23 protein-coding genes are annotated in these 24,790 nt (G+C 71.2%); 5 read left to right on the plus strand and 18 right to left on the minus strand.

What is annotated here, in order from left to right:
- Nucleotides 1–9: 9 nt before the first annotated feature.
- The 4 genes from CRP49_RS22850 to CRP49_RS22865 form a co-directional block, all read right to left on the minus strand.
- Entirely contained in the window at nt 10–594 is a 585-nt protein-coding gene (locus CRP49_RS22850) for a hypothetical protein (protein WP_097255075.1), read from the minus strand.
- Between the two features lie 53 nt (nt 595–647).
- Nucleotides 648–1,568: a zinc metalloprotease HtpX gene (gene htpX / locus CRP49_RS22855; RefSeq protein ID WP_097255076.1), complete on the minus strand. Its 921-nt coding sequence runs from the start codon at nt 1,566–1,568 to the stop codon at nt 648–650.
- 101 nt (nt 1,569–1,669) lie between these two features.
- The gene (locus tag CRP49_RS22860) at nt 1,670–3,070 is read right to left on the minus strand and encodes a hypothetical protein (protein ID WP_097255077.1); all 1,401 of its coding nucleotides are present in this window, start codon (nt 3,068–3,070) and stop codon (nt 1,670–1,672) included.
- Nucleotides 3,071–3,099: 29 nt separating this feature from the next.
- Nucleotides 3,100–3,357, minus strand: a complete 258-nt coding sequence (locus CRP49_RS22865; protein WP_097255078.1) for a hypothetical protein — start codon at nt 3,355–3,357, stop codon at nt 3,100–3,102.
- A 275-nt stretch (nt 3,358–3,632) separates the two neighbouring features.
- Here CRP49_RS22865 and CRP49_RS22870 point away from each other — a divergent pair, with 275 nt between their 5' ends.
- Nucleotides 3,633–3,881 (plus strand): hypothetical protein, encoded by a 249-nt coding sequence (locus CRP49_RS22870; protein WP_097255079.1) that lies wholly within the window; start codon nt 3,633–3,635, stop codon nt 3,879–3,881.
- 84 nt (nt 3,882–3,965) lie between these two features.
- Here the strand turns inward: CRP49_RS22870 and glnA are convergent, their stop codons facing one another.
- The gene (gene glnA / locus CRP49_RS22875) at nt 3,966–5,375 is read right to left on the minus strand and encodes a type I glutamate--ammonia ligase (RefSeq protein WP_097255080.1); all 1,410 of its coding nucleotides are present in this window, start codon (nt 5,373–5,375) and stop codon (nt 3,966–3,968) included.
- Between the two features lie 208 nt (nt 5,376–5,583).
- Between glnA and CRP49_RS22880 the strand changes: the two genes are divergently transcribed.
- Nucleotides 5,584–6,051 carry an RDD family protein gene (locus CRP49_RS22880; protein ID WP_097255081.1) on the plus strand — a complete coding sequence of 156 codons (468 nt, stop codon included), beginning with the start codon at nt 5,584–5,586 and terminating at the stop codon, nt 6,049–6,051.
- Nucleotides 6,052–6,142: 91 nt separating this feature from the next.
- Here the strand turns inward: CRP49_RS22880 and CRP49_RS22885 are convergent, their stop codons facing one another.
- The 4 genes from CRP49_RS22885 to lipB form a co-directional block, all read right to left on the minus strand.
- Nucleotides 6,143–6,844 (minus strand): DUF4191 domain-containing protein, encoded by a 702-nt coding sequence (locus CRP49_RS22885; RefSeq protein ID WP_097255082.1) that lies wholly within the window; start codon nt 6,842–6,844, stop codon nt 6,143–6,145.
- A gap of 61 nt (nt 6,845–6,905) precedes the next feature.
- Nucleotides 6,906–7,103, minus strand: coding sequence for a hypothetical protein (locus CRP49_RS22890; protein WP_094218201.1), 198 nt, complete (start codon nt 7,101–7,103; stop codon nt 6,906–6,908).
- A 226-nt stretch (nt 7,104–7,329) separates the two neighbouring features.
- Complete coding sequence (gene lipA, locus CRP49_RS22895) at nt 7,330–8,295, minus strand: lipoyl synthase (protein ID WP_097255083.1); 966 nt, start codon at nt 8,293–8,295, stop codon at nt 7,330–7,332.
- A gap of 108 nt (nt 8,296–8,403) precedes the next feature.
- Nucleotides 8,404–9,201: a lipoyl(octanoyl) transferase LipB gene (gene lipB, locus CRP49_RS22900; protein ID WP_097255084.1), complete on the minus strand. Its 798-nt coding sequence runs from the start codon at nt 9,199–9,201 to the stop codon at nt 8,404–8,406.
- 239 nt (nt 9,202–9,440) lie between these two features.
- On the opposite strand from lipB, the gene CRP49_RS22905 reads away from it, so the two are divergent.
- Nucleotides 9,441–10,904 (plus strand): regulator, encoded by a 1,464-nt coding sequence (locus CRP49_RS22905; protein WP_097255085.1) that lies wholly within the window; start codon nt 9,441–9,443, stop codon nt 10,902–10,904.
- A gap of 38 nt (nt 10,905–10,942) precedes the next feature.
- Here CRP49_RS22905 and CRP49_RS22910 read toward each other — a convergent pair whose 3' ends face one another.
- The 3 genes from CRP49_RS22910 to CRP49_RS22920 all read right to left on the minus strand — a co-directional run bounded on the left by CRP49_RS22910 (nt 10,943) and on the right by CRP49_RS22920 (nt 14,697).
- Nucleotides 10,943–12,307 carry an NAD(P)/FAD-dependent oxidoreductase gene (locus CRP49_RS22910; protein ID WP_097255086.1) on the minus strand — a complete coding sequence of 455 codons (1,365 nt, stop codon included), beginning with the start codon at nt 12,305–12,307 and terminating at the stop codon, nt 10,943–10,945.
- A 204-nt stretch (nt 12,308–12,511) separates the two neighbouring features.
- Entirely contained in the window at nt 12,512–13,405 is an 894-nt protein-coding gene (locus CRP49_RS22915; protein ID WP_097255087.1) for a TIGR01777 family oxidoreductase, read from the minus strand.
- A 98-nt stretch (nt 13,406–13,503) separates the two neighbouring features.
- Nucleotides 13,504–14,697, minus strand: coding sequence for a MarP family serine protease (locus tag CRP49_RS22920; protein WP_097255088.1), 1,194 nt, complete (start codon nt 14,695–14,697; stop codon nt 13,504–13,506).
- Nucleotides 14,698–14,894: 197 nt separating this feature from the next.
- Between CRP49_RS22920 and CRP49_RS22925 the strand changes: the two genes are divergently transcribed.
- Both CRP49_RS22925 and CRP49_RS22930 read left to right on the plus strand, forming a co-directional pair.
- Nucleotides 14,895–15,758, plus strand: a complete 864-nt coding sequence (locus tag CRP49_RS22925; RefSeq protein WP_257033467.1) for a peptidoglycan recognition protein — start codon at nt 14,895–14,897, stop codon at nt 15,756–15,758.
- A 64-nt stretch (nt 15,759–15,822) separates the two neighbouring features.
- The gene (locus tag CRP49_RS22930; protein WP_097255090.1) at nt 15,823–16,005 is read left to right on the plus strand and encodes a hypothetical protein; all 183 of its coding nucleotides are present in this window, start codon (nt 15,823–15,825) and stop codon (nt 16,003–16,005) included.
- Here CRP49_RS22930 and CRP49_RS22935 read toward each other — a convergent pair.
- From CRP49_RS22935 to lpdA, 6 genes are all read right to left on the minus strand, one after another.
- Complete coding sequence (locus CRP49_RS22935) at nt 15,985–16,503, minus strand: DUF4240 domain-containing protein (protein ID WP_179851919.1); 519 nt, start codon at nt 16,501–16,503, stop codon at nt 15,985–15,987. The two genes, CRP49_RS22930 and CRP49_RS22935, sit on opposite strands and share 21 nt — an antisense overlap.
- 59 nt (nt 16,504–16,562) lie before the next feature.
- The gene (locus CRP49_RS22940; protein ID WP_097255092.1) at nt 16,563–17,546 is read right to left on the minus strand and encodes a YafY family protein; all 984 of its coding nucleotides are present in this window, start codon (nt 17,544–17,546) and stop codon (nt 16,563–16,565) included.
- A 75-nt stretch (nt 17,547–17,621) separates the two neighbouring features.
- On the minus strand, nt 17,622–20,333 hold the full coding sequence (gene aceE / locus CRP49_RS22945; RefSeq protein WP_097255093.1) for a pyruvate dehydrogenase (acetyl-transferring), homodimeric type: 2,712 nt from the start codon (nt 20,331–20,333) through the stop codon (nt 17,622–17,624).
- 272 nt (nt 20,334–20,605) lie between these two features.
- Nucleotides 20,606–21,229 (minus strand): GntR family transcriptional regulator, encoded by a 624-nt coding sequence (locus CRP49_RS22950; RefSeq protein ID WP_030656699.1) that lies wholly within the window; start codon nt 21,227–21,229, stop codon nt 20,606–20,608.
- A gap of 182 nt (nt 21,230–21,411) precedes the next feature.
- Nucleotides 21,412–23,190 carry a 2-oxoglutarate dehydrogenase, E2 component, dihydrolipoamide succinyltransferase gene (gene sucB / locus CRP49_RS22955; protein WP_097255094.1) on the minus strand — a complete coding sequence of 593 codons (1,779 nt, stop codon included), beginning with the start codon at nt 23,188–23,190 and terminating at the stop codon, nt 21,412–21,414.
- A 60-nt stretch (nt 23,191–23,250) separates the two neighbouring features.
- On the minus strand, nt 23,251–24,639 hold the full coding sequence (gene lpdA, locus CRP49_RS22960; RefSeq protein ID WP_097255095.1) for a dihydrolipoyl dehydrogenase: 1,389 nt from the start codon (nt 24,637–24,639) through the stop codon (nt 23,251–23,253).
- Nucleotides 24,640–24,790: the final 151 nt, after the last annotated feature.

Consider the following 24,790-nt stretch of genomic DNA (forward strand, 5'->3'; position numbering starts at 1 on the left):
AGCCCCCGGTCACAGGCCGGGGGCTCCCCACACCGGGAACCAGCGGCTCAGGTCCTGCTCGGTCCTGAGGTCGCTTACGAGCTGCGCCTTCACCTGCAACTCCAGTGCGCTGTCCCGGCGTTCGGCGGCGCCGGGCAGGGGCGCGAAGGGATAGAAGGTGCCGCGCTTGTAGAGGTAGACGAGGGCCAGGCGCCGTCCCCGCTCGTCCTCGAAGGCGGCCAGGGAGCACAGCAGCTGCGGTCCAAAGCCGTTGACCTCCATCGAGCTGTTCACCGCGTGCAGGTCGTTGACCAGCTGGGGCAGCTGGTCGGGGGCCCGCCGGGAGACCAGCCAGGAGTAGCCGTAGCCGTCCTGGGTCAGTTCCACCGGGGGACCGGCGCGGTCGGCGTCCGCGTCGAGCAGGGCCTGCACCTCCCGGTGGGTCTGCTCGAAGGCCGCGCCCTCGACCGTGGCGAAGCACACCGCACCCACCCCGGTCGGCGTGAACCCCGCTGCCGCCTGGAGCGTGATCGCCGCCGAGGGCAGCGCGAACAGCTGGTCGAGGTCGGGCGCGACGGGTTTCGTCCGCCCGAGCAGGATGTCCAGCAGCCCCAAAGTTCAGCCCGCCTTCCGCAGCTGCCTCACGTGTTCAGCCCGCCTTCGAATGTTCAGCCCGCCTTCCCGGGAGCCGCCGCCTCGCCCAGCTCCGCGGAGATCCGCCCGAACTGGTCCAGCCGCTGCTCCAGGGTCGGGTGGGTGGAGAAGAAGCGCTCGATGCCGGGCTCCTTGCCGGTCGCCGGGGTGAAGTAGAAGGCGTTGAAGGCCTGGGCCGTGCGCAGGTCCTTGGTCGGGATCCGGGCGATCTCCCCGGAGACCTTGGTGAGCGCCGAGGCCAGTGCCGAGGGCCGGCCGGTCAGATGCGCGGCCGCCCGGTCGGCCGCCAGCTCCCGGTACCGGGACAGGGCCCGGATCAGCAGGAAGCTGAGCGCGTACACGGCCGCCGAGACGCCCATCACGGCGGCGAACACGACGGCGGTGTTCTGGTCCCTGCGGCCCCCGCCGAAGAGCTGCGAGTAGAAGGCGAACCGGACGATCAGTCCCGCGATCACCCCGAGGAAGGACGCGATCGTGATTACGGCGACGTCCTTGTGCGCCACGTGCGACAGCTCGTGCGCGAGCACGCCCTCCAGCTCGGCGGGCTCCAGCCGACGCAGCAGGCCCGTGGTCACACAGACCACGGCGTGGTCGGGATTGCGCCCGGTCGCGAACGCGTTCGGCATGTCCATGTTGGAGACGGCGATCACCGGCTTGGGCATGTCCGCGATCGCGCACAGCCGGTCGACCACCGCGTGCAGCTCGGGATACTCCTCCCGCTCCACGACCCGCCCGTGCATGGCGAACATCGCGATCCGGTCGGAGAACCAGAACTGAGCCACGAACATCGCCCCGATCAGGACGACGACCAGCAGCCAGGACTTGAGCAGCACGATCAACGCGGCGACGAAGGCCACGTACAGCAGCCCGAGCAGGAACATCGTGACCGTCATCCGCACGGTCAGCTGCCGATCGCTCCTAAAGCGGCTCTGCATCTTGCATCACCCCGCAGTCAGGCACTCGTCCCGATGTCCAGTGTGCACCTGCGGAATCCCATAAGGAGGTCGCGAGCAGACCTAGGGGCAGCAAAGGCTTCCTATGAATCCTGGGCTGGATCCGTGGCGCCTCGGCCCAGATGGGAACGGGCCCGGGCGAGCAGCTCCGCGACCTCGTCGTCCGCTCCCCACGGACGCGTCCACCGCACGGTCAGCTCGGCCCGCGCCCGCAGCCGCTCGTCCGCGTCAGTGAGCAGCGCCACGGCCGCCCGCAGTCGTACGACACCACCGCGCGCGTCCAGCAGTCGGTACGCCGACACCCGTACCCACCGGGGACGCCCGGCCGCCAGCCGCTCCGCCAGCCACGCCTCGGGCAGCAGCCCGGCCGAGGGGAGCAGCGCGAGGGTGGCCTCGCCGACGACCCCGGGCGCCGGATCGTCCAGCAGCCGCAGCATCCGCGGCACGTCCGTCACATCGAGCATGCGCAGCCCGGCCACCGCCTTGGCCCGCACGCCGGGCGCCGGGTGGTCCAGCAGCGGCCACAGCAGGCCGGCGTCCGCGCGGGTCCCGCACTCCGCGAGCCCGATCGCGGCACCTGGCGGCAGCGCCGGGTCACCGGGGTCGGCGCACCGGTCCCGGTACCAGGGCAGCGGATCGGTCCCGTACTGCCGTACGACATACCGGGCGCAGGCCCGCACCAGCGCCGACCGGTCCGCCAGAAACCCGATGGCCTGCTCGGGCCGCCCCAGACGCCGCAGCGCGGTCACCCCGGCGGACCGGGCCCGGGGACTGCGGGCGCCGAGCAGCGCCCCCAGCACCTCCTCCGCGTCCTCATCTCCTACGGCGGCCAGGGCGGCCTCGCCGCACAGGGTCTGTACGACGGCGTCGTCGTCCCCGGCGGCAGCGCGAGCCAGCTCAACGGCGGAGAGAAGCCCCTCCTCGACGGCGAGACCGTACGCGAACCGGCGTACGGGGCGGTCGGGGGAGGCGAGAAGCGGGGCCAACCGCTCACCGGGCGCCTGCCGCAGCACCTCACCCAGCAGGCCGAGGGCGTGGTCGCCCCGGTGGCGGTCGGCGAGGCGCCGGACCAGCGGGGCCAGCCGTGCCGCCGTCTCCGCGTCCAGCGCCTCGGCCAACCGCTTCCTGGCCCGCTCCCGCACCGGCTCCGCCCAGTCCGCGCACCGCACGACCACCAGCGGCAGCAGCGCCGGCCGCCCGGCGACCCGCCCGAGCGCCCGGTACCGGATCCGGCCGTCCCGGTGGCACAGGGCGAGTGCGAGCTGCCCTTCGGTGAGCGGGCCGGCGGCGTGCAGGGCGGCAGCCAGCGAAAGCCCGCTGGGCGTCTCCTCCCAGGCGGGGACGGCGTACGGCGCGAAGTACCACTCGTCCGTCCGCACCCCCTCGTCCAGCCACAGCCAGGCGCTCGGGTCGCTCGTGTCGATCACGTCCCGCAGCGCCGCGCCCTCGGCCAGCCGTAGCGCGGCCCGGCTCCCCTCCCGCATCCCCCGCACTCCTCTTACTCCGGATACTCCTAATACGGAGAACGCATCTGCGCGTACCCGAGCAGCACTATCACCGCGGCCACACAGCCCAGCACCACGACCGTCGACACCCACGACGACCGCCGCGGCGCCGCCGGCTCCGGGTCGGCGCGGAAGGGTGCCGGGTCCGGCGGGTTCTCCTTCCAGCGGGCGGCGAGCATCCGGGCCCGTGCGGAGGGCTCCTTGTGCTCGGCAGAGTTCGCCCATCTGTGATCGAACTCGCGCTCCCAGTCGTCCCGTTCGGTCATCCCCGTTCAACCTCTCTCGTCGGACAGAACCAGGAGGATGATCCCCCGAGAGTAGGAAGCATGGGAAGCGGCAAAGGTTGCCCAGGATGCTGCATGGTCGTTTCGCGGCTAGCATTTTCCGTGAGAGCCGCACCGCAGGGTGTCCGACGTCGTCTGCCCTGCTTTCTCCTACGCGTGCGGTGCCCCCTACCCGCGCCGGACTCTTCACTCCGAGTTCGCGGCCATCAGTCTCGTGCTTCGGAAAGCCGCACGAGGGGTGGAAGGAAGGTGGATCCATGAATGCACATCGCGCGAGGCGACTCGCCGCAGTGTCCGCCATCGGCGTCCTCATGCTCGGCGGTGCCGCGATCAGCACGGCAGGTACCGCGTCGGCAGCCACCCCGACGCAGGTGTCCACCAACCGTGGCTGCTTCAACGACTGGCGGGGCAACTGCTTCGACCGCAACGGCTTCTTCGGCTTCAACAACGGGTTCGGCTTCAACAACGGGTTCAACACCCCCGTCGTGGTGATCGTGGTGAGCTGACGGCGACGGGTCGGAGACACGGCCGAGGGCCGCCACCGGGGAGCGTTCCCGGTGGCGGCCCTCACATGCTGGGGGCAGCGTCGATCACACGTCGAAGTACAGCTCGAACTCGTGCGGGTGCGGACGCAGCTGCAGCGGCGCGATCTCGTTGGTGCGCTTGAGGTCGATCCAGGTCTCGATCAGGTCCGGCGTGAAGACGTCGCCCTGGAGGAGGAACTCGTGGTCGGCCTCGAGAGAGTCGAGGACGGCCGGCAGGGAGGTCGGGACCTGGGCCACGTTCGCGTGCTCCTCGGGAGCCAGCTCGTAGAGGTCCTTGTCGATCGGCTCGGCCGGCTCGATCTTGTTCTTGATGCCGTCCAGGCCCGCGAGGAGCAGGGCCGAGAAGGCGAGGTACGGGTTGCCGGAGGAGTCGGGCGCGCGGAACTCGACGCGCTTGGCCTTCGGGTTGGAGCCGGTGATCGGGATACGCATCGCGGCGGAGCGGTTGCGCTGCGAGTACACCAGGTTGATCGGCGCCTCGAAGCCCGGGACCAGACGGTGGTACGAGTTCACCGTCGGGTTGGTGAAGGCCAGCAGCGACGGGGCGTGCTTGAGGATGCCGCCGATGTAGTAGCGGGCCATGTCCGACAGGCCCGCGTAGCCTGCCTCGTCGTAGAACAGCGGGTCGCCGTTGCTCCACAGCGACTGGTGCACGTGCATGCCCGAGCCGTTGTCACCGAAGATCGGCTTCGGCATGAAGGTCGCGGTCTTGCCGTTGCGCCAGGCCACGTTCTTCACGATGTACTTGAAGAGCTGGAGGTCGTCGGCGGCGGCGAGCAGCGTGTTGAACTTGTAGTTGATCTCCGCCTGGCCGGCGGTGCCCACCTCGTGGTGCTGGCGCTCGACCTTCAGGCCGTTCTTCTCCAGCTCCAGGGAGATCTCGGCGCGCAGGTCGGCGAAGTGGTCGACCGGCGGGACCGGGAAGTAACCGCCCTTGTAGCGGACCTTGTAACCACGGTTGTTCTCGACCGCACCGGTGTTCCAGGCACCCGCCTCGGAGTCGATGTGGTAGAAGGACTCGTTCGCGCCGGTCGCGAAGCGGACGGAGTCGAAGACGTAGAACTCGGCCTCGGGGCCGAAGTACGCGGTGTCCGCGATACCGGTCGACGCGAGGTAGGCCTCGGCCTTCTTGGCCACGTTGCGCGGGTCACGGGAGTACTGCTCGCCCGTGATCGGGTCGTGGATGAAGAAGTTGATGTTGAGGGTCTTGTCGCGGCGGAACGGGTCCACGCGGGCCGTGGAGAGGTCGGCGCGCAGGGCCATGTCGGACTCGTGGATGGCCTGGAAACCACGGATCGACGATCCGTCGAAGGCCAGCTCCTCGTCCGGGTCGAACGCCTCAACGGGCACCGTGAAGTGCTGCATGACGCCCGGCAGGTCGCAGAACCGGACGTCGACGAACTTGACGTCCTCGTCCGCGATGAACTTCTTGGCCTCGTCGGCGTTCTGGAACATCCAGCTCCTCCTACTCCCGACCGTCCCGCCGGGGTGGTAGATCGTTCGTGCGGCCAGTGCGGTGGCACACGCTGCCTCCGACCCTAGGGACGGGTGATTTCTCGGGCGTGACCCATTTGTTTCGCAGAAGTTAACCGGCCACGCTTCCACCGTAGCGCCGACACACCCCTGTGCGCCCTGCCCGAATCCGGGCGCGTACCGTGGACGGGTGGACAACAGGCAAGCAATGGGATCGTGGCTTTCCGGGCCGCGCGCGGCCATGGAAGAAGCCGGAGCCGACTTCGGATACCGGGGCGAACAGCTCGGCCTCCCGGAGGACGGACCGAACTCGATCGCACGGCCCGGCAGGCGCCTCGGGGCCCTGGCTGTCGACTGGGGTCTATGTGTGTTGATCGCATACGGCCTGATCACGCACGGCAACAGCCCCGCCACCAGCAACTGGGCCCTGCTCATCTTCTTCGTGATGAGCGCCCTTCTGGTCGGCACGCTCGGCTTCACCCCGGGCAAGCGCCTCTTCGGCATCCGGGTCGTGGCCCTGCAGACCGGCACGGTCAACCCGCTCCGGGCCCTGCTGCGCACGGTCCTGCTGTGCCTGGCGCTCCCCGCCCTGATCTGGGACCGGGACGGCCGCGGCCTGCACGACCGGCTCGCGCAGACCGTGGAAGTACGGATCTGATCCTCCTACGGCGAGGAGTTCTCGTACGACGAAGGGGGCGCCCGGATTAACCGGGCGCCCCCTTTCTCGTACGCGTCTCGTACGAGGAGGTCTAGCGGGCCTTCGGGCCGCCCTTCGGCATCCGCATGCCCTTCGGCATCGGGCCCTTGGGCAGCGGCATGTTGCTCATCAGGTCGCCCATGGCGCGCAGTCGGTCGTTGGTGGTGGTCACCTGGGGGCCGGTCAGCACGCGCGGGTACTTCAGCATGGTCGTGCGCAGCTTCTTCAGCTCGACCTGGCCCTCGCCCGTGCCGACGATCACGTCGTGCACCGGCACGTCCGCCACGATGCGGTTCATCTTCTTCTTCTCGGCGGCCAGCAGGCTCTTCACCCGGTTCGGGTTGCCCTCGGCGACCAGCACGATGCCGGCCTTGCCGACCGCCCGGTGCACCACGTCCTGGCTGCGGTTCATCGCCACCGCCGGAGTCGTCGTCCAGCCCCGGCCGATGTTGTCCAGCACGGCCGCCGCGGCCCCCGGCTGGCCTTCCATCTGCCCGAAGGCGGCCCGCTCGGCGCGGCGGCCGAAAACGATCGCCGCCGCGAGGAAGGCCAGCAACAGGCCCAGGATGCCGAGATAGACCGGGTGACCGATCAGAAAGCCGATCGCGAGGAAGACACCGAGGGTGCCGATGCCGACGGCCGCGAGTACAAGACCGATCTTCTTGTCGGCCTTGCGGGTCATCTTGTACGTGAGGGCGATCTGCTTCAGTCGCCCTGCGTTCGCGGCGTCCGCCGCGGTTTCCTTCCTCGCCATGCCCAGAAGTCTACGTGCCCCCGGGAGTGCCCACGACGGCAGTGCCCGGTGGGGAGGGGTTTCAGGAGCGGGTGGCGGCCTGATCGAGCACGCGCTGCGCCTCGACCCGGTCCTTGGCGCGGCGGCGGTCCTCCAGCACGGAGGTCCAGGCGTTGCGGCGGGCCGTGCGCTGTCCGCTGCTCATCAGCAGGGACTCGACGGCGCGGAGCGCGTCGGTGAAGGACGGAATGGCGGTGGCGCGAACGGGCGCGGCCTGCATGATCGAGGTCCCCCCTCGGTCGGGTGTACTGGGCGTGATATCAGAGTCACTGATTGGTGTTACCAGGGCGTGACCGACCGGTCAAACACCAATGAAGCCTTGATACAGAGCGCTGAAACAGAGACGCGGCCCTGACGGTCGCCCTCATCAGCGAGGACGGTCAGAACCGCGTCGACTCGGCCATTACTGGCCAGTAATTTCTTGTGCGCGAATTCACACGCGCGGCTCACACCGCCTGGGTCGCGATGTACGAGCCCCGCTTCTCGATTGCCATCTGGTACAGGCGCCCGGCACGGTACGAGGACCGCACCAGCGGACCGGACATCACACCGGAGAAGCCGATCTGCTCGGCCTCCTCCTTCAGCTCCACGAACTCCTGCGGCTTGACCCAGCGCTCCACCGGGTGGTGGCGCACGGAGGGGCGCAGGTACTGGGTGATGGTGACCAGTTCGCAGCCCGCCTCGTGCAGCTGCTTGAGCGCCTCGCTGACCTCCTCGCGGGTCTCGCCCATGCCGAGGATCAGGTTGGACTTGGTGACCAGGCCGTAGTCGCGGGCCTCGGTGATGACCTTCAGCGAGCGCTCGTAGCGGAAGCCGGGGCGGATGCGCTTGAAGATCCGCGGCACGGTCTCGACGTTGTGCGCGAAGACCTCGGGGCGGGAGGAGAAGACCTCGGCGAGCTGCTCCGGGACCGCGTTGAAGTCGGGGGCCAGCAGCTCGACCTTCGTGCGGCCGGCCTCGCGGTCCGCGGTCTGCTGGTGGATCTGGCGCACGGTCTCGGCGTACAGCCAGGCGCCGCCGTCCTCCAGGTCGTCGCGGGCGACGCCGGTGATGGTGGCGTAGTTCAGGTCCATGGTGACCACGGACTCACCGACGCGGCGCGGCTCGTCCCGGTCCAGGGCCTCGGGCTTGCCGGTGTCGATCTGGCAGAAGTCGCAGCGCCGGGTGCACTGGTCGCCGCCGATGAGGAAGGTCGCCTCGCGGTCCTCCCAGCACTCGTAGATGTTCGGGCAGCCGGCTTCCTGGCAGACCGTGTGCAGGCCCTCGCTCTTCACGAGGTTCTGCATCTTCGTGTACTCGGGACCCATTTTCGCCCGGGTCTTGATCCACTCGGGCTTGCGCTCGATGGGGGTCTGGCTGTTGCGGACCTCCAGGCGCAGCATCTTGCGTCCGTCGGGTGCGACTGCGGACACGACCGGCTCCCTGTAGCTTCGATTCTTCGGCGTACACCAGGGTACGCCCGTGTTAACTGAGCCCTTCCGGTGAGGCCAACCTCACGGCCGCAGGGCGCATTCCCTGGATCAGGCGGATGCCTTCTCGATCACCCGCGGCTTCAGTTCCGCGTTCTCCAGGATGTCCGTCAGGTGGCGCTGCACCACCGGCAGGACCTCCTCGATCGTGATCTCCCGGCCCAGCTCGTTGGCGAGGGAGGCCACCCCCGCGTCCCGGATGCCGCACGGGATGATCCGGTCGAACCAGCGGTTGTCCGGGTTCACGTTGAAGGAGAAGCCGTGCATCGTGACGCCCTTGGCGACGCGGATGCCGATCGCGGCGATCTTGCGGTCCTCGCGGCGCTGGCCGGCGTTGGAGGGGGCGTACTCCGGACCGTTGAGGCGCGGATCGAACTCGTCGTCGTGCAGCCGCGGGTCGAAGTCGAGGGAGAGTCCGCCGAGCGCCGGCCGCTGCTCGACCGGGTCGCCGAGCACCCACACGCCGCTACGGCCCTCGACCCGGGTGGTCTCCACGCCGAACTCGGTGCAGGTGCGGATCAGCGCCTCCTCCAGGCGGCGCACATGCGCGACGACGTCCACCGGCCGGGGCAGCTTCTGGATCGGGTAGCCCACCAGCTGACCGGGGCCGTGCCAGGTGATCTTGCCGCCGCGGTCCACGTCGATGACCGGGGTGCCGTCCAGCGGACGCTCGCTGTCCTCGGTGCGGCGGCCCGCCGTGTACACCGGGGGGTGTTCCAGGAGCAGCACGGTGTCGGGGACCTCGTCGGCGAACCGGGCCGCGTGCACCCGGCGCTGCTCGTCCCACGCCTCCTGGTACTCGACGGCATCCGCGCCGAACCCCATGTGGACGAACCGCAACTCACTCACGGCAAGCGCCTCCCTCAGCGATGGGTGTGTCAGGCACGTAAAGCGCCCACGCCACTGTACGTCCGTCCGGCGTACGTCAGCCCTGGGGGCAATCCTCACACGATCGGATGAATGCGCCGGGAAGTGTGTGATGGTCTACTCACTCTCCGCTACATTCGCGCCGTTCGTGATGCCAAAAGGGCAGCTCACAGGCAATCCCGGCACTTCAGAAGCCCGGAAGGCAGGAGACCGCACCACAGATGACGGACCGACCCGCGCAGCGCACCCCCAACCGCCAGCTCGCCGCGCTCATCGCAGAAGCGGGGTTCTCCAACGCGGGACTGGCCCGTCGCGTCGACCAGCTCGGTCTGGAACACGGGCTGGACCTCAGATACGACAAGACCTCGGTCACCCGCTGGCTGCGCGGGCAGCAGCCCCGGGGCACGACGCCCGCCCTGATCGCCGAGGTGTTCACGCGCCGGCTCGGGCGCCGGCTCACGGCCCAGGATCTCGGCCTGGACGCCTGTGCGCCGGTGTACGCCGGGCTCGAGTTCGCGGCCACCCCGGAGGAGGCCGTCGACATCGTCAGCGGGCTGTGGCGCAAGGACTCCGGCAGCCACGCCGAGCTGCGCAAGATCGCCTTCACCCCGGCGGGGCTGGTCGTGCCCAGCCGGGACTGGCTGATCGGCAAGGCCGACGACAAGGTGGCCCGGGAGCCGGCGCCCCGGGTGCCCGCCCAGGTCCGCCCCGGCGCCCAGGGCCGCCCGGAGGCCGTACCGGCTCCGCCCCGGCCCCGCGGCCACGCCGCCCGCGCCCCCGGCCACAAGGTCAGCGGCGGTGACATCGCCGCGCTGCGCTCGGTCGGCGAGCTGTTCCGCACCCTCGACGACGCCTACGGCGGCGGCCACGCCCGGCAGGCCCTCGTGCGTTACCTGGAGCACGAGTGCGAGCCGATGCTGCGCGGCATCTACGACGAGCAGACCGGCCGCCGCCTGTTCGCCGCGGCCGCCGACCTCACCCGGCTCGCGGGCTGGACCTCGTACGACATCGCCGCGCACGGACTCGCCCAGCGCTACTTCGTGCAGGCCCTGCGCCTCGCCCAGGCGGCCGGTGACCGGTCCTACGGCTCCTACGTGCTGGTCACCATGAGCCGCCAGGCCGTCTACCTCGGGCACGGCAGGGAGGCCGTGCAGCTGGCGCGGGTGGCCCAACAGGGGGTCGGCACCGGCGCGCCACCGGTCGTGCAGGCGCTGCTGCACGCCTCCGAGGCCCGCGCGCACGGGGTGCTCGGGGAGGTGCGGGCGTGCACCGGAGCGCTGGTGCGGGCCGAGCGCGCCCTGGAGGCGGCCCGGCCCGGGGACGAGGTGCCGTACTGGGCCCGGTTCTTCGACGAGGCGCAGCTCGCGGACGAGTTCGGGCACTGCCACCGCGACCTGCAGCAGTTCCGGGCCGCCGCCCAGCACGCGGAACGCTCCCTCCAGCTCCGCGCCCCCTCCTACGCCCGCAGCCGGCTGTTCTGCCGGGTCGTCCTCGCCACCGCCCGGCTCGGCCTCGGCGAACTCGACCAGGCCTGCGCCCTGGCCGCCGAGGCCGCCGGCCAGGCGGCGGAGATGCGGAGCGCTCGCGCGATCGAATACGTGAAGGACTTCGAACGCAGGTTGGAGCCGTATCGGGACGCGGCACCGGTGCGGGGGTACCGGGAGAAGGTGGCGGCTTTGGGCTAGGTGCACCTCTCTCGCCAGTCCCGCGCCCCTTTGGGGCGCTACGCCGCCCTCGGTAGCGTCGGGGCCGGGTCCGCGCTGTGCAGCGAACCCGTCGCTCCCAGGTCCGCCAGGACCGCCGCCGCGGCGCGGTGGGCCGAGTGCAGGGCGCCCTGGACGGTGCTGGTGTCGCGGTGGTCGCCGCAGACGTACAGGCCGGCCAGGAGGCGTACCGGGCGGCGCAGGTCGTGCGGGGGGCGCATCGCCGGTATCGCCTGCGGGGTGTGGTGCACGGCGAGCGTCTCCCAGCGGCGCGTCGAGGTGCCGTAGAGCCGCGAGAGGTGGATGCGGACGGCGGTGTCGATCCCGTCGGGCGGGGTGCCCAGCACGGTCGACGAGATCAGCACGCGGCCGGCCGGGGCGCGGCTCGGGTCGACGTTGCTGAGCACCGCCGTGTGCGCGACCGGGCCGCCCCGGTCGGCGTCCAGCAGCAGCGACGTGCCCGTCGCGAAGACCGCGGCCGGCTCGTCCGTGGTGTGGTGGACGACCGTCACCGGGTGGAAGTCCGGCACCCTGAGCCCCGGCAGCAGCTCGGCCGCGGCCCGCGCGTCGGTCGCCAGCAGCACCGCACGGCAGCGGATCTCACCGTGCTCGGCCGTGGTCACCGAGGTCGTGGACACGGAGGTGACCCGCACTCCGGTGCGCACGGTGCCGGGCGGCAGCGCGCCGGCCAGCAGCTCCGGCAGCACCTCGGCGCCGCCCTCCGGCACGCACAGTCGGCCGCTCGCGAAGGAGTGCAGCGCCAGGTCGGCGCACCGGCTGGACGTGGTCAGCTCCGGGTCGCACAGCAGCGCGGCGAGCAGCGGACGCAGGAAGCCGTCGACCGTCCGGGCGGGCACCCCACGGGCGGCGAGGGCTTGCGCGGCGGGCAGTTCGGGCCGGGACAGCAGACGTTCGACCGGGGTGGCGGCGATCCGGCCCAGGGCGGCGCCCAGGCGGGCCTGGTCGACCGCGCCGCCCACCGGCGCACCGGCCCGGCCCGGCACGGCCGCCGGACCCCTGGGGGCGCTCGCCAGGGCGCGCACCACATGGAGTGCGCCCCTTGCGCTCCCTCCGGCCGCCGGTGCGCCCGCGCGATGGGTGCGCCCGTCGCGGTGCAGCAGGACGCCGGGCGCGAAGCGGCGCAGGGTGAGTGAGTCGAGCCCCGCGGTGCGGCGGAGCTCGGGATAGGACGTGGACAGTAGCTGTCCGATGCGGTCGAGCCGGAAGCCGTCGACCTTCTCGGTCGACATACGGCCGCCCACGTAAGGGGCGGCCTCCAGGACTGTGGTCGTTACTCCTGCGCTGGTGAGCCGATGAGCCGCCGAGAGTCCGGCGATTCCGGCTCCCACGATGACGACGTCCACCTGGTACGCGGGCTCAAGCACGAGGCCCCTCCTGTGGTTGCGCGGCCGGTGGAGACGTCATGCCCCCAACTGGCTCCAGGGATACCCGAGTTCGGGTCGAGGTTAGGGCCGTGATCGGTCAGGAACAGTCGCGCATCAACAGGGCACGGTCGCACGGCGGTCGCATACGGTCACAAGAAGTCGCAGGAGGTCGCAGGAGATCTCAGGAGCTTCCCTGACGTGGTGTCAGGCCGCGCGGATCGCGTCGTCGATACCGGGGAACGCAAAGGTGAACCCGGACTCCAGCAGCCGCTTCGGCACCACCCGCGCGCTGCCCAGCACCTCCCCTGCCATCTCGCCCAGCACCGTCTGCAACACCGGTGCCGGGACGGCGAACAGCGTCGGCCGGTGCAGCACCCGCCCCATCGCCGCCGTGATCTCACGGTTCGTCAGCGGCTGGGGTGCGGTCAGGTTGAACGGCCCGGACAGTGTGTCGTGGTCGATGAGAAACCGGATCGCGGCGACCTCGTCGTGCAGCGCGACGTACGACCAGTACTGCCGTCCGTCGCCCATCCGCCCCCCGAGCCCCGCCTTGAACAGTGGGAACAAGCGCCCCCAGGCCCCGCCGCCCCGCGCGACCACCAGCCCCGTGCGCACGAACACCGTCCGCACGCCGGCCTCCTGCGCGGGCGCCGCCGCCTCCTCCCACTCCACGCACAGCGACGGCAGGAACCCGTCCCCGGGCGGCGCGTCCTCGTCCACGGCCCGGTCGCCCGTGTCGCCGTAGATACCGATCGCGCTGCCGTTCACGAAGACCCGCGGCGGGGTGTCCAGCGAGGCCACCGCCTCCGCCAGCGCCGCCGTGCCCAGCACCCGGCTGTCCCGCACCAGCCGCTTGTACTCCGGTGTCCAGCGCCGGTCACCGATCCCCGCCCCCGCGAGGTTGACCACCGCGTCGCAGCCGACCAGCCCGGCCGCGTCCACCTGTTGCCGCTCGGGGTCCCAGCGGACCTCGCTCCCGTCCCGGGGCGCACGGCGGACCAGGCGCACTACCTCGTGCCCGTCCGCGGTCAGGGACCGCACCAGGGCGCTGCCGATGAGACCGGACGCACCGGCCACCGCGATTCGCGAACGTTCCATGCGCCCCATCCTTCCCCCTCGCACCTAAGGAGGCCGTCATGCGGCGAGGACGCGCCAGGAGTCGACGCGCTATGAGGCGACGCGCTGCACGACCAGAGCTACGACGTGACCAGCTGCCCCGTGTCCACCGGCGCGGTCGCCCTGGCCGCGCGCCCCGCGTCGCTCGCCACCTCGGCCGCCGTCAGCACGTACCCCGTCTCGGCGTCCGAGGTGGAGCGGGCGAAGACCACGCCGAACACCCTGCCGTCGGTGGTCAGCAGCGGGCCGCCGGAGTTGCCCGGCCGGACCGTCGAGCGGATCGAGTAGATCTCCCGGGTGACCGTGTGGTCGTTGTAGATGTTCTGGCCGGTCGCCCGCACCCGGTTCGCCACCGTCGCCGCCTGCAGGTTCAGGTTCCCGTCCTGCGGGTAGCCCGCGACCACCGCCGAGTCGCCGCGCGAGGCGTCCCGGTCGAACCGCAGCACCGGGGCGCGCAGCTCGGGCACGTACAGCACCGCCACGTCCCGGTCGGGGTCGAAGAGCACCACCCGGGCCTCGTACGACCGCCCGACCCCGCCCACCCGCACACTCGGGTGGTCGATGCCCGCCACCACGTGGGCGTTCGTCATCACGTGCCGCGACGCGTACACGAAGCCGCTGCCCTCGCGGCCCTCGGTGCCGGAGGCGCCCTCGATCTTCACCGTGCTCCGCTTGGCGGCGTCGGTCGCGGCCGGCGTGACACTGTCGCCCGTGGGCCGGGGCACCTGGGCCGTCGACTCGTTCTCGAACGGGTTGAAGACCTGCGGGAAGCCCGCCTCGGTCAGCGCGGACGTCGCCCGCGAGAACCACACGGGGGTTGTCTCCGGCATCGTCTGCTGCACCGCGCCCAGCAACGCCGAGTTCCGTATCGACGTCGTCAGGGTCTGTGACGAGGAGGCGCCCAGCACACTCGCCGCGACCCAGGCCACGATCAGCACGGCGACCGAGTTCGCCGCCGCACCCCCTATCCCGTCCGCCACCCGCAGCGGACCCCGGCCCTCCCGGTCCAGCTCCCGCCGCAGCCGCAGCGCCAGCCGGCCCGCCAGCTCGTGCCCCACCACCCCCGGCACCAGCACCGTCAGCACGGCCAGCACGGTCGCGGCCGCCGACCCGCGGGCCACCAGACCGGTCACCCACGGCAGCACCCACACACCGATGACCGAGCCGCCCACGAACCCGGCCAGGGACACGCATCCGGCCACCAGCCCGCGCCGGTACCCGGACGCCGCGTAGACGAGTATCACCAGTGCAAGCACCAGGTCGAGCAGGTCCACGGAGCCGCCTTTCTCTCGGACCCCCTTATACGGCCGGGACGGGCCCGATGATCAGTCCCGCGCGCGGGAGCGGCCACCGGGCGGCGGACCGGCCACGTGTGCGTATATCCCCAGAAACGTCCTCCACCAGGACGATGGTTCCACCGGGTGGCACAGCACACATCGCGAGCCCGGCGTACCGGCCCGACAGTGGGCTCATGTCTGTCCTCCGAAGATCGCGTGGGACGCGGAAGCGGCGGGCCCTGCGCGTTCCCGGCGCCGTACTGGTCCTGCTGGGATGCCTGCCCGGCCTGACCGCCGTCCTCGCGCTGGCCCTGTTCGCCCGCGGTGTCGAGCGCCCGGTCGCGGTCCGGCTCGGCCGGCCCGCGGCGGACCGGCCCCAGCCGGCCCACCACGCCCCGCGGCCGCGGATCCTGCCCCGCTCCGCCTGGATGGAGCGCACCGCGGCCACGCCCAGCCAGCCGCCCCCGCGCTACGACGACAAGGTGGTCGCCGTCTTCGTCCACCACACCGACTCGCCCAACCGCTACCAGTGCGCGGACTCTCCCCGCATCATCCGCGACCTGTACGCGGGGCAGACCGGCCCCCGCCGCTGGGACGACATCGGCTACAACTTCCTCGTCGACCGCTGCGGCACCATCTACGAGGGCCGCGCCGGAGGCGTCGAGCGGCCCGTCACTGGCGCCCACACCCAGGGCTTCAACCACCGCACCGCCGGAATCGCCGCCCTCGGCACCTTCACCGCCGGCGTCCCCGTGCCGCAGGCCATGACCGACGCGATCGCCGCCGTCGCCGCCTGGAAGCTCGGCCTCGCCGACGTCGACCCGCGCTCCCGCACCCGCCTGGTCTCCAGCAACGGCCTCAGCCGCTACAAGGCGGGCAGCACCGCCACCCTGCCCGCCGTGGCCGGCCACAACGAAGGCTTCATGACCAGCTGCCCGGGCGCCGCCCTGACCGCCCGGCTCCCGGAGATCAGACGGACCGCGGCCCGCATGCAGGGCCGTGTCCCCGCAGGCCCGGTGCCCACAGGAACGCCACAGGTGGCTCACCGCACCCCCTGAGGTCTCCGCCCTACCGTCGAGGCACGCACTCGGCGCGAGATGCGCCGACTGGAGGTGGGGAACGATGAGCGGTCGTACGCAGCAGCAGAAAGAGTCCGTGTGGACCCGGGCGGTACGCCGCCCCTGGACCGTCGTCTGCGTGGTCGCGGCGGTCGTGGTCGGGCCGGCCGCCGCGACGGCCTCGGCCCTCGACCGGGCCAACGCGGCGCCGCCGCTGCACGCGGAGTCAGCCCTTGAAACGCGTTGAAAGCCGGGGATACAGCTCGGTGAGGACCGCCTCGTTCTCGAAGTCGATCGGGGTGCCCTCGGGTTCGGCGGGCGCCGGCGCGATGCCGAGGTCCGGGGCGACGGTGCCGGTGAGCTGTTCGTACGCCTCGTCGGCCGCGTAACCCAGCTCCTCGCCGTCGCCGTCGATCTCCTCGTCGAAGTCCTCCAGCAGCTCGGCCAGGGAGTCCGGTTCGTGCACGGCGCCCTCGAAGATCTCCCGGCCCTGTCCGATGAGCCAGCACCGGAAGAAGTCGAAGGCGTCGTCGCTGGCCCCGTCGAGCAACACCCAGGCGGCGCCCCACAAGTCCCAGGTGTAGGCACGGTTGTAGCGGGACTCGAAGTGACGGGCGAAGTCCAGGACCGTCTCGGGGTCCAGCTGGAGGAGCCGCTCCACGAGCACGTCGGCCTGGTCCTCGGGGTCGCCCTCGGCGGCCTCGCGGGCGGCGTCCATCAGCTCCCAGAACTCCGTCTCTTCCATCACGGCACCAGCATCGTGCCTGAGCCGGTGGGGCGCACGCGGAGTGCGGAGGATCGTTATCAGACGTTCCCGCGCCCGTACCGCGTGGCGAGCGCGGCCGCGTCCGCCGCGAACCGCTCCCGCAGGCCTCCCGGCGCCAGCACCTCGGCCTCCGGCCCCAGCGCCGTCAGCTGGCTGTGCGCGACCTCCTCCGACTCCACCGGCAGGGTCACCGTCACCCACCCCTCGCCATCCGGCTCGCCCGCGTCCGTGAGCGCCTCGCGCGCGGAGAGCGGGTCGACGGCGTACGGCAGTCTGCGCACACCGTCCGGGGACAGCCGTACGACGACCTCGGCGCGCAGGATCGACCGGGCGAACCGCTCGGCCTGCTCGGCCCAGTGGCGGGGCAGGTCGAACTCCGGATCACGGCCGAAGCGCTCGTCACGGGCCTCGACGGTGTCGAACCGGTCGATCCGGTACGTCCGGAAGGCGCCGCCGTCGGGCACCCGCGCGCACAGGTACCAGACGCCCGCCTTCAGCACGAGCCCGTACGGCTCCAGCTCCCGCTCGACCACCACATCCCCGCGCCGGTAGCCGGCGCCGATCCGCCGCTCCTCCCACACCGCCTCGGCGATCACGGGCAGCAGCGCGGGTGTCTCCGGCTCCCGGAACCAGGCGGGCGCGTCCAGATGGAAGCGCTGGGCGGCGCTGTCCGGGGCGTCCCGCAGGGAGGGCAGCAGAGCGGCGGAGACCTTCAGCCGGGCCGCGGAGGCGACGTCCTCCAGACCCATCTCCCGCAGCGCCCCCGGCACCCCGCTCAGGAACAGGGCCTCGGCCTCGCTGCGCGCAAGCCCCGTCAGCCGCGTACGGTACCCGCCGATCAGCCGGTAACCGCCGGCCCGCCCCCGGTCGGCATACACCGGCACCCCCGCCTCCGACAGCGCCTGCGCATCCCGGGTCACGGTCCGCTCGGACACCTCCAGCTCCCGGGCCAGCTCGGCGGCGGTCATGGAGGGCCGGGACTGGAGGAGGAGCACCATCTTGATGAGGCGGGCCGCACGCATGCGTTCATCATGCCGGGGGCCACTGACAGAGAAGGGGTACGGCAGATGCCGTACCCCTTCCCAGGACCTCGGTGACTACAGCCCGTACTTCTCCCGGGCCTCCTTCACCGCCGTCGCCTTGACCTCGCCGCGCCTGGCGAGCTGGGCCAGGGCCGCGACGACGATCGACTGGGCATCGACGCCGAAGTGGCGGCGGGCCGCCTCGCGGGTGTCGGAGAGGCCGAAGCCGTCGGCGCCCAGCGAGGAGTAGTCCTGCTCGACCCACTGCGCGATCTGGTCCGGGACCTGGCGCATGTAGTCGGACACCGCGAGCACCGGGCCCTCGGCGCCCTGCAGGGCCTGGCGCACGAACGGCACGCGCTCCTCGCCGCGCAGCAGGGCCGCGTCGGCCTCCATCGCGTCACGGCGCAGCTCGGACCAGGAGGTCGCGGACCACACGTCGGCGGCCACGCCCCACTCCTCGGCGAGCAGCTTCTGGGCTTCGAGGGCCCAGTGGATCGCCGTACCGGAGCCGAGCAGCTGGATGCGCGGGGCGTTGGCCGGGGCGGTCACGCCCGCGGACTCGGCCGTGTTGAAGCGGTACAGGCCCTTGACGATGCCCTCGTCGATGCCGAGCCCGGCCGGCTTGGCCGGCTGCGGCATCGGCTCGTTGTAGACCGTCAGGTAGTAGAAGACGTTCTGGTCCTCGCCCGGCTTGGCCTCGCCGTACATCCGGCGCAGACCCTCGCGGACGATGCCCGCGACCTCGTACGCGAAGGCCGGGTCGTACGTCAGGGCCGCCGGGTTGGTGGCCGCGATGACCGGGGAGTGGCCGTCGGCGTGCTGCAGGCCCTCACCCGTCAGGGTCGTACGGCCCGCCGTCGCGCCGACGAGGAAGCCGCGGCCGAGCTGGTCGCCGAGCTGCCACATCTGGTCGGCGGTGCGCTGCCAGCCGAACATCGAGTAGAAGATGTAGAAGGGGATCATCGCCTCGCCGTGCGTGGCGTACGCGGTGGACGCGGCGATGAAGTCGGCCATCGAACCGGCCTCGGTGATCCCCTCGTTGAGGATCTGGCCGTTCTTGGCCTCCTTGTAGTACATCAGCTGGTCGCGGTCGACCGGCTCGTACGTCTGGCCCTTGGGGGAGTAGATCCCGAGGGACGGGAACAGCGACTCCATACCGAAGGTGCGCGCCTCGTCGGGGACGATCGGCACCCAGCGCTTGCCGGTCTCCTTGTCGCGGACCAGGTCCTTGACCAGGCGGACGAAGGCCATCGTGGTGGCCACGTTCTGCGAGCCGGAGCCCTTGTCGAAGGAGGCGAAGGCCTTCTCGGCGGGCGCGGGCAGCGGGGCCAGCGCGTGCGTACGACGGGCCGGGGCCGGACCGCCGAGGGCGGCGCGGCGCTCCTGGAGGTAGCGGACCTCGGGGGAGTCGGCGCCCGGGTGGCCGTAGGGCACCACGCCGTCGACGAAGTCGCTGTCCTTGATCGGCAGGTCGAGCAGGTCCCGCATCGTCTTGAACTCGTCCACCGTCAGCTTCTTCATCTGGTGGTTGGCGTTCTTCGACGCGAAGCCCTCGCCGAGGGTGTGGCCCTTGACCGTCTGGGCCAGGATCACGGTCGGCGCGCCCTTGTGCTCGACGGCGGCCTTGTACGCGGCGTAGACCTTGCGGGCCTCGTGACCACCGCGCGAGAGGTGGAAGACCTCGAGGATCTTGTCGTCGCTCAGCAGTTTCGCCATCTCGACGAGCGCCGGGTCCTTGCCGAAGAAGTCGGCGCGGATGTAGGCGGCGTCGCGGGTCTGGTACGTCTGGATCTGCGCGTCCGGTACCTCGCGCAGGCGGCGTACGAGCGCGCCCGTGGTGTCGAGGGCGAACAGCTCGTCCCAGGCGGTGCCCCAGAGCGTCTTGACGACGTTCCAGCCGGCGCCGCGGAACTGGGCCTCCAGCTCCTGCACGATCTTGAAGTTGGCGCGGACCGGGCCGTCCAGGCGCTGCAGGTTGCAGTTGATGACGAAGGTGAGGTTGTCCAGCTCCTCACGGGCGGCGAGCGCGAGGGCCGCTGTCGACTCCGGCTCGTCCATCTCGCCGTCGCCGAGGAACGCCCACACGTGCGAGGCGGAGACGTCCTTGATGCCGCGGTTGGTCAGGTAGCGGTTGAAGCGCGCCTGGTAGATCGCGGAGAGCGGGCCGAGGCCCATCGACACCGTCGGGAACTCCCACAGCCAGGGCAGCCGGCGCGGGTGCGGGTAGGACGGCAGGCCGTTGCCGCCGGACTCCTGGCGGAAGTGGTCCAGGTGGTGCTCGTTCAGGCGGCCGTCGAGGAAGGCGCGGGCGTAGATGCCGGGGGAGGCGTGGCCCTGGATGTACAGCTGGTCGCCGGAGCCGGCGGCCTCCTGGGATTCCTTGCCCTTGAAGAAGTGGTTGAAGCCGGTCTCGTAGAGCCAGGCCGCGGAGGCGAAGGTGGCGATGTGGCCGCCGACGCCGTACTTCGAGCCGCGGGTCACCATGGCGGCCGCGTTCCAGCGGTTCCAGGCGGTGATCCGGGACTCCATCGCCTCGTCACCGGGCAGGCCCGGCTCGGCGGCGGTGGGGATGGTGTTGACGTAGTCGGTCTCGAGGAGCTTCGGCAGCGCGATGCCGCCCGCCTCGGCGCGCTCCAGCGTGCGCCGCATCAGGTATGCGGCGCGGTGCGGCCCGGCCTCCCTGGCGACGGCGTCGAGGGAGGCCTGCCATTCGGCGGTCTCCTCCGGGTCGCGGTCGGGGAGCTGGTCGAGCGCGCTCGGCTGGATGGCGTTGGGGTCGGTCATGTCGCCGCCTTCCTCAGTCGAAGGGGGTTCCCTCATCGGTAAGGGTTCGGGGGTGCCCTTGGTCTTTGGCAGGACAGGGCAGGCGGACTTCGGTGGAAGTCCGTCGGCGACTGTAACTCCCTGATCGATGATCGATCAAAGGGTTGCGGGGCAAAACTTCTCGATTCCGAGAAAGTAGGCACCCGGTGCCTTCGGCGATGGCACCGGGTGACGCTGAATCGCCTTGTTTTCGCAGGTGGGGCGGCGTCTGAGCGGGGGTGCGCTCTACTGAATCAAGCCCGCGGCGCGCAGCCGAGCACGTGGGCCTTCACCAGCTCCGCGATCCTCGGATCCCGGCGCTTGAAGGCCTGCACCAGCTCCTCGTGCTCCTCCGCGTACGACTGCTGGACCGTGCCCAGCCAGCGGATCGACAGGGCCGTGAAGACCTCGATGCCCAGGCCCTCCCAGGTGTGCAGCAGCACCGAGTTGCGCGCGGCGCGCACGAGTTCGCGGTGGAAGCCGACCGTGTGGCGGACCTGGGCCGTGCCGTCGGCCTTGCGGTCGGCCTCGTACAGGGCCAGGACGTGCGGCTCCAGCGCCGAGCAGTCCTCGGCGAGGCGGTCCGCCGCCAGCTCCGCGGCGATGGCCTCCAGGCCGGCTCGGACCGGGTAGCTCTCCTCCAGGTCGGCCGCGGTCAGGTTCCGGACCCGTACGCCCTTGTTCGGAGCCGACTCGATCAGCCGCAGGGACTCCAGCTCACGCAGGGCCTCCCGTACCGGGGTCTGGCTGACCTCCAGCTCGGTGGCGATCCGCCGCTCCACGATGCGCTCGCCCGGCTGCCAGCGCCCGCTGACGATTCCCTCCACGATGTGCTCGCGGATCTGCTCGCGCAGCGAGTGGACGACGGGCGCGGTCATGAGGGCTCCTTAGGGAGGGCTGACGTTTAGACAATACGGCGGGTTCGCTCCGTGAGTAGGGCGTGTGGGGGTGCTTTTGCGCAGGTGAGACGAGCCTTACACGCTGAGCGTCCCGACAAACACGAACACCCCGTCCGGAAAGCTCCGGACGGGGTGCCGTACTGGCATGAAGCCCAGGGGGCTTACAGGCCGAGCTCGACCTCGAACTCGCCCGCCTCCAGGATGGCCTTGACCGCCGTCAGGTAACGGGCCGCGTCGGCGCCGTCGACCAGGCGGTGGTCGTAGGAGAGGGTCAGGTAGGTCATGTCGCGGACGCCGATGACCGTGCCCTCCTCGGTCTCGATGACGGCCGGACGCTTGACCGTGGCACCGATGCCGAGGATCGCGACCTGGTTCGGCGGCACGATGATCGTGTCGAACAGCGCGCCACGCGAACCGGTGTTGGAGATGGTGAAGGTCGCGCCGGACAGCTCGTCCGGGGTGATCTTGTTGGCGCGGACCTTGCCCGCCAGGTCGGCCGTGGCCTTGGAGATGCCGGCGATGTTCAGGTCGCCCGCACCCTTGATGACCGGGGTCATCAGGCCCTTCTCCGAGTCCACCGCGATACCGATGTTCTCGGTGTCGAAGTAGGTGATCGTGCCCTCGGCCTCGTTGATCCGGGCGTTGATGACCGGGTGGGCCTTCAGCGCCTGGGCGGCGGCCTTGACGAAGAACGGCATCGGGGAGAGCTTGACGCCCTCACGGGCCGCGAAGGAGTCCTTCGCCTTGGCGCGCAGCTTCATCAGACGGGTGACGTCGACCTCGACGACCGACGACAGCTGGGCCTGCTCGTGCAGCGCCTTGACCATGTTGTCGCCGATGACCTTGCGGATGCGGGTCATCTTGACGGTCTGGCCGCGCAGCGGGGAGACCTCCAGCGCCGGGGCCTTCTTGGCGGCGGCAGCCGGAGCGGCAGCGGCCGGGGCCGGGGCAGCGGCGGCGGCCTTCGCGGCCTCGGCGGCGGCGATGACGTCCTGCTTGCGGATACGGCCGCCGACGCCGGTGCCCTTGACGGTGGACAGGTCGACGCCGTTCTCGGCGGCGAGCTTGCGCACCAGCGGGGTGACGTAGGCGCCCTCGTCGGTCGCCTGGGCGGCCGGGGCGGGAGCGGCCGGAGCCGGGGTGACCGGGGCCGGAGCGACCGGCGCGGGGGCCGGGGCAGCGGCAACCGGAGCGGGCGCCGGAGCCGGGGCGGCCGGAGCGACCGGGGTCGGCGGAGCCACGGGGGCGGCCGGAGCGGCCGGAGCCGGGGCAGCGGCGGCCGGGGCCGGAGCGGCGGGGGCCGGGGCGGCGGCCGGAGCCGCACCCGCGGCGCCGATGACGGCGAGCTTGGCGCCGACCTCGGCGGTCTCGTCCTCGTTCACCACGATCTCCAGCAGCACGCCGGAGGCGGGCGCCGGGATCTCGGTGTCGACCTTGTCCGTGGAGACCTCGAGCAGCGGCTCGTCGGCCTCGACGGAGTCACCGACCGACTTCAGCCAGCGGGTGACGGTGCCCTCGGTGACGGACTCACCGAGCGCGGGCAGGACCACGTCCGTGCCGGTGGCGCCACCGGCCGGGGCGGCGGGAGCGGCAGCGGGGGCGGGGGCGGCCGGGGCCTCGGCGACCGGAGCCGGAGCGGCCTCGGCGACCGGGGCGGCCACCGGCTCGGCGGCCGGGGCCGGAGCGGCGGCCGGCGCACCGGTGCCGTCGTCGATGATCGCCAGCTCGGCCCCGACCTCAACGGTCTCGTCCTCGGCGACCTTGATCGAGGCCAGGATGCCCGCGGCCGGCGCCGGAATCTCGGTGTCGACCTTGTCGGTCGACACCTCGAGCAGCGGCTCGTCGGCCTCGACGCGCTCGCCTTCGGCCTTCAGCCAGCGGGTGACAGTGCCCTCGGTGACGCTCTCGCCGAGCGCCGGAAGGGTTACGGAAACCGCCATGGTTTCGGTTGCTCCTTACGAATTGCGGAAGTCTGTGTCGTCGCGCCCGTGACCGAAGGCTCAGTCGTGGGAGTGCAGCGGCTTGCCGGCCAGCGCCAGGTGTGCCTCGCCGAGCGCCTCGTTCTGCGTCGGGTGGGCGTGGATGAGCTGGGCGACCTCGGCCGGCAGTGCCTCCCAGTTGTAGATCAGCTGGGCCTCGCCGACCTGCTCGCCCATGCGGTCGCCGACCATGTGGACGCCGACCACGGCACCGTCCTTCACCTGGACGAGCTTGATCTCGCCCGAGGTGTTGAGGATCTTGCTCTTGCCGTTGCCCGCCAGGTTGTACTTCAGAGCGACGACCTTGTCCGCGCCGTAGATCTCCTTGGCCTTGGCCTCGGTGATACCCACGGAGGCGACCTCCGGGTGGCAGTACGTCACCCGCGGGACACCGTCGTAGTCGATCGGAACGGTCTTCAGACCGGCCAGGCGCTCCGCCACCAGGATGCCCTCGGCGAAGCCGACGTGCGCGAGCTGGAGCGTCGGGACCAGGTCACCGACGGCGGAGATGGTCGGAACGTTGGTGCGCATGTACTCGTCGACGAGGACGTAACCGCGGTCCATCGCGACGCCCTGCTCCTCGTAGCCCAGGCCCTGGGAGACGGGGCCGCGGCCGACGGCGACGAGGAGGACCTCGGCCTCGAACTCCTTGCCGTCGGCGAGGGTGACCTTGACACCGTCCTGGGTGTACTCGGCCTTCTGGAAGAAGGTGCCCAGGTTGAACTTGATGCCGCGCTTGCGGAACGCGCGCTCAAGAAGCTTCGAAGAGTTCTCGTCCTCGACCGGGACGAGGTGCTTCAGCCCCTCGATGACCGTGACGTCCGAGCCGAAGGACTTCCACGCCGAGGCGAACTCGACGCCGATGACACCGCCGCCCAGGATGATCGCGGACTTCGGCACGCGGTCCAGGACGAGGGCGTGGTCGGAGGAGATGATCCGGTCGCCGTCGATCGTCAGGCCCGGCAGCGACTTCGGCACGGAGCCGGTCGCCAGCAGGACGTGGCGGCCCTGGATGCGCTGGCCGTTCACGTCGACGGAGGTCGGGGAGGACAGACGGCCCTCACCCTCGATGTAGGTCACCTTGCGGGAGGCGATCAGGCCCTGCAGACCCTTGTACAGGCCGGCGATGACACCGTCCTTGTACTTGTGGACGGCCGGGACGTCGATGCCCTCGAAGGTGGCCTTGACGCCGAACTGCTCGCTCTCGCGGGCCTGGTCGGCGATCTCGCCCGCGTGCAGCAGGGCCTTGGTGGGGATGCAACCCCGGTGCAGGCAGGTGCCGCCGACCTTGTCCTTCTCGATCAGGGCGACGTCCAGGCCCAGCTGCGCCCCGCGCAGGGCCGCGGCGTAACCACCGCTACCACCGCCGAGGATCACTAGGTCGAAAACGGTGCTGGCGTCGTTCGCCACGTCACGTCCTCCATGCATGTGCGCCGTAGACCGGTCTCCAGTGACCGGCGGGCGGCTGGTGTCCGGCCGCTTGATGCTTCGGCCCTTCGGTGGGGGCCCTGTCCTGCCGGGCTCCATCTTTGCACTTGTTCGAGGCGGACGAGACGCCGGG

Source organism: Streptomyces sp. Ag109_G2-15, from assembly GCF_900215565.1.
GTDB classification, from domain to species: Bacteria; Actinomycetota; Actinomycetes; order Streptomycetales; family Streptomycetaceae; genus Streptomyces; species Streptomyces diastatochromogenes.

Coding starts and splice junctions, on each gene's coding strand:
- sucB (WP_097255094.1), bottom strand. CDS start 23,190: ATGGCGGTTTCCGTAACCCTTCCGGCGCTCGGCGAGAGCGTCACCGAG.
- CRP49_RS22865 (WP_097255078.1), bottom strand. CDS start 3,357: ATGACCGAACGGGACGACTGGGAGCGCGAGTTCGATCACAGATGGGCG.
- glnA (WP_097255080.1), bottom strand. CDS start 5,375: ATGTTCCAGAACGCCGACGAGGCCAAGAAGTTCATCGCGGACGAGGAC.
- aceE (WP_097255093.1), bottom strand. CDS start 20,333: ATGACCGACCCCAACGCCATCCAGCCGAGCGCGCTCGACCAGCTCCCC.
- CRP49_RS22905 (WP_097255085.1), top strand. CDS start 9,441: ATGACGGACCGACCCGCGCAGCGCACCCCCAACCGCCAGCTCGCCGCG.
- CRP49_RS22930 (WP_097255090.1), top strand. CDS start 15,823: ATGAGCGGTCGTACGCAGCAGCAGAAAGAGTCCGTGTGGACCCGGGCG.
- CRP49_RS22890 (WP_094218201.1), bottom strand. CDS start 7,103: ATGCAGGCCGCGCCCGTTCGCGCCACCGCCATTCCGTCCTTCACCGAC.
- CRP49_RS22870 (WP_097255079.1), top strand. CDS start 3,633: ATGAATGCACATCGCGCGAGGCGACTCGCCGCAGTGTCCGCCATCGGC.
- CRP49_RS22925 (WP_257033467.1), top strand. CDS start 14,895: ATGTCTGTCCTCCGAAGATCGCGTGGGACGCGGAAGCGGCGGGCCCTG.
- CRP49_RS22885 (WP_097255082.1), bottom strand. CDS start 6,844: ATGGCGAGGAAGGAAACCGCGGCGGACGCCGCGAACGCAGGGCGACTG.
- htpX (WP_097255076.1), bottom strand. CDS start 1,568: ATGCAGAGCCGCTTTAGGAGCGATCGGCAGCTGACCGTGCGGATGACG.
- CRP49_RS22950 (WP_030656699.1), bottom strand. CDS start 21,229: ATGACCGCGCCCGTCGTCCACTCGCTGCGCGAGCAGATCCGCGAGCAC.
- CRP49_RS22940 (WP_097255092.1), bottom strand. CDS start 17,546: ATGCGTGCGGCCCGCCTCATCAAGATGGTGCTCCTCCTCCAGTCCCGG.
- CRP49_RS22915 (WP_097255087.1), bottom strand. CDS start 13,405: ATGGAACGTTCGCGAATCGCGGTGGCCGGTGCGTCCGGTCTCATCGGC.
- CRP49_RS22935 (WP_179851919.1), bottom strand. CDS start 16,503: ATGGAAGAGACGGAGTTCTGGGAGCTGATGGACGCCGCCCGCGAGGCC.
- CRP49_RS22860 (WP_097255077.1), bottom strand. CDS start 3,070: ATGCGGGAGGGGAGCCGGGCCGCGCTACGGCTGGCCGAGGGCGCGGCG.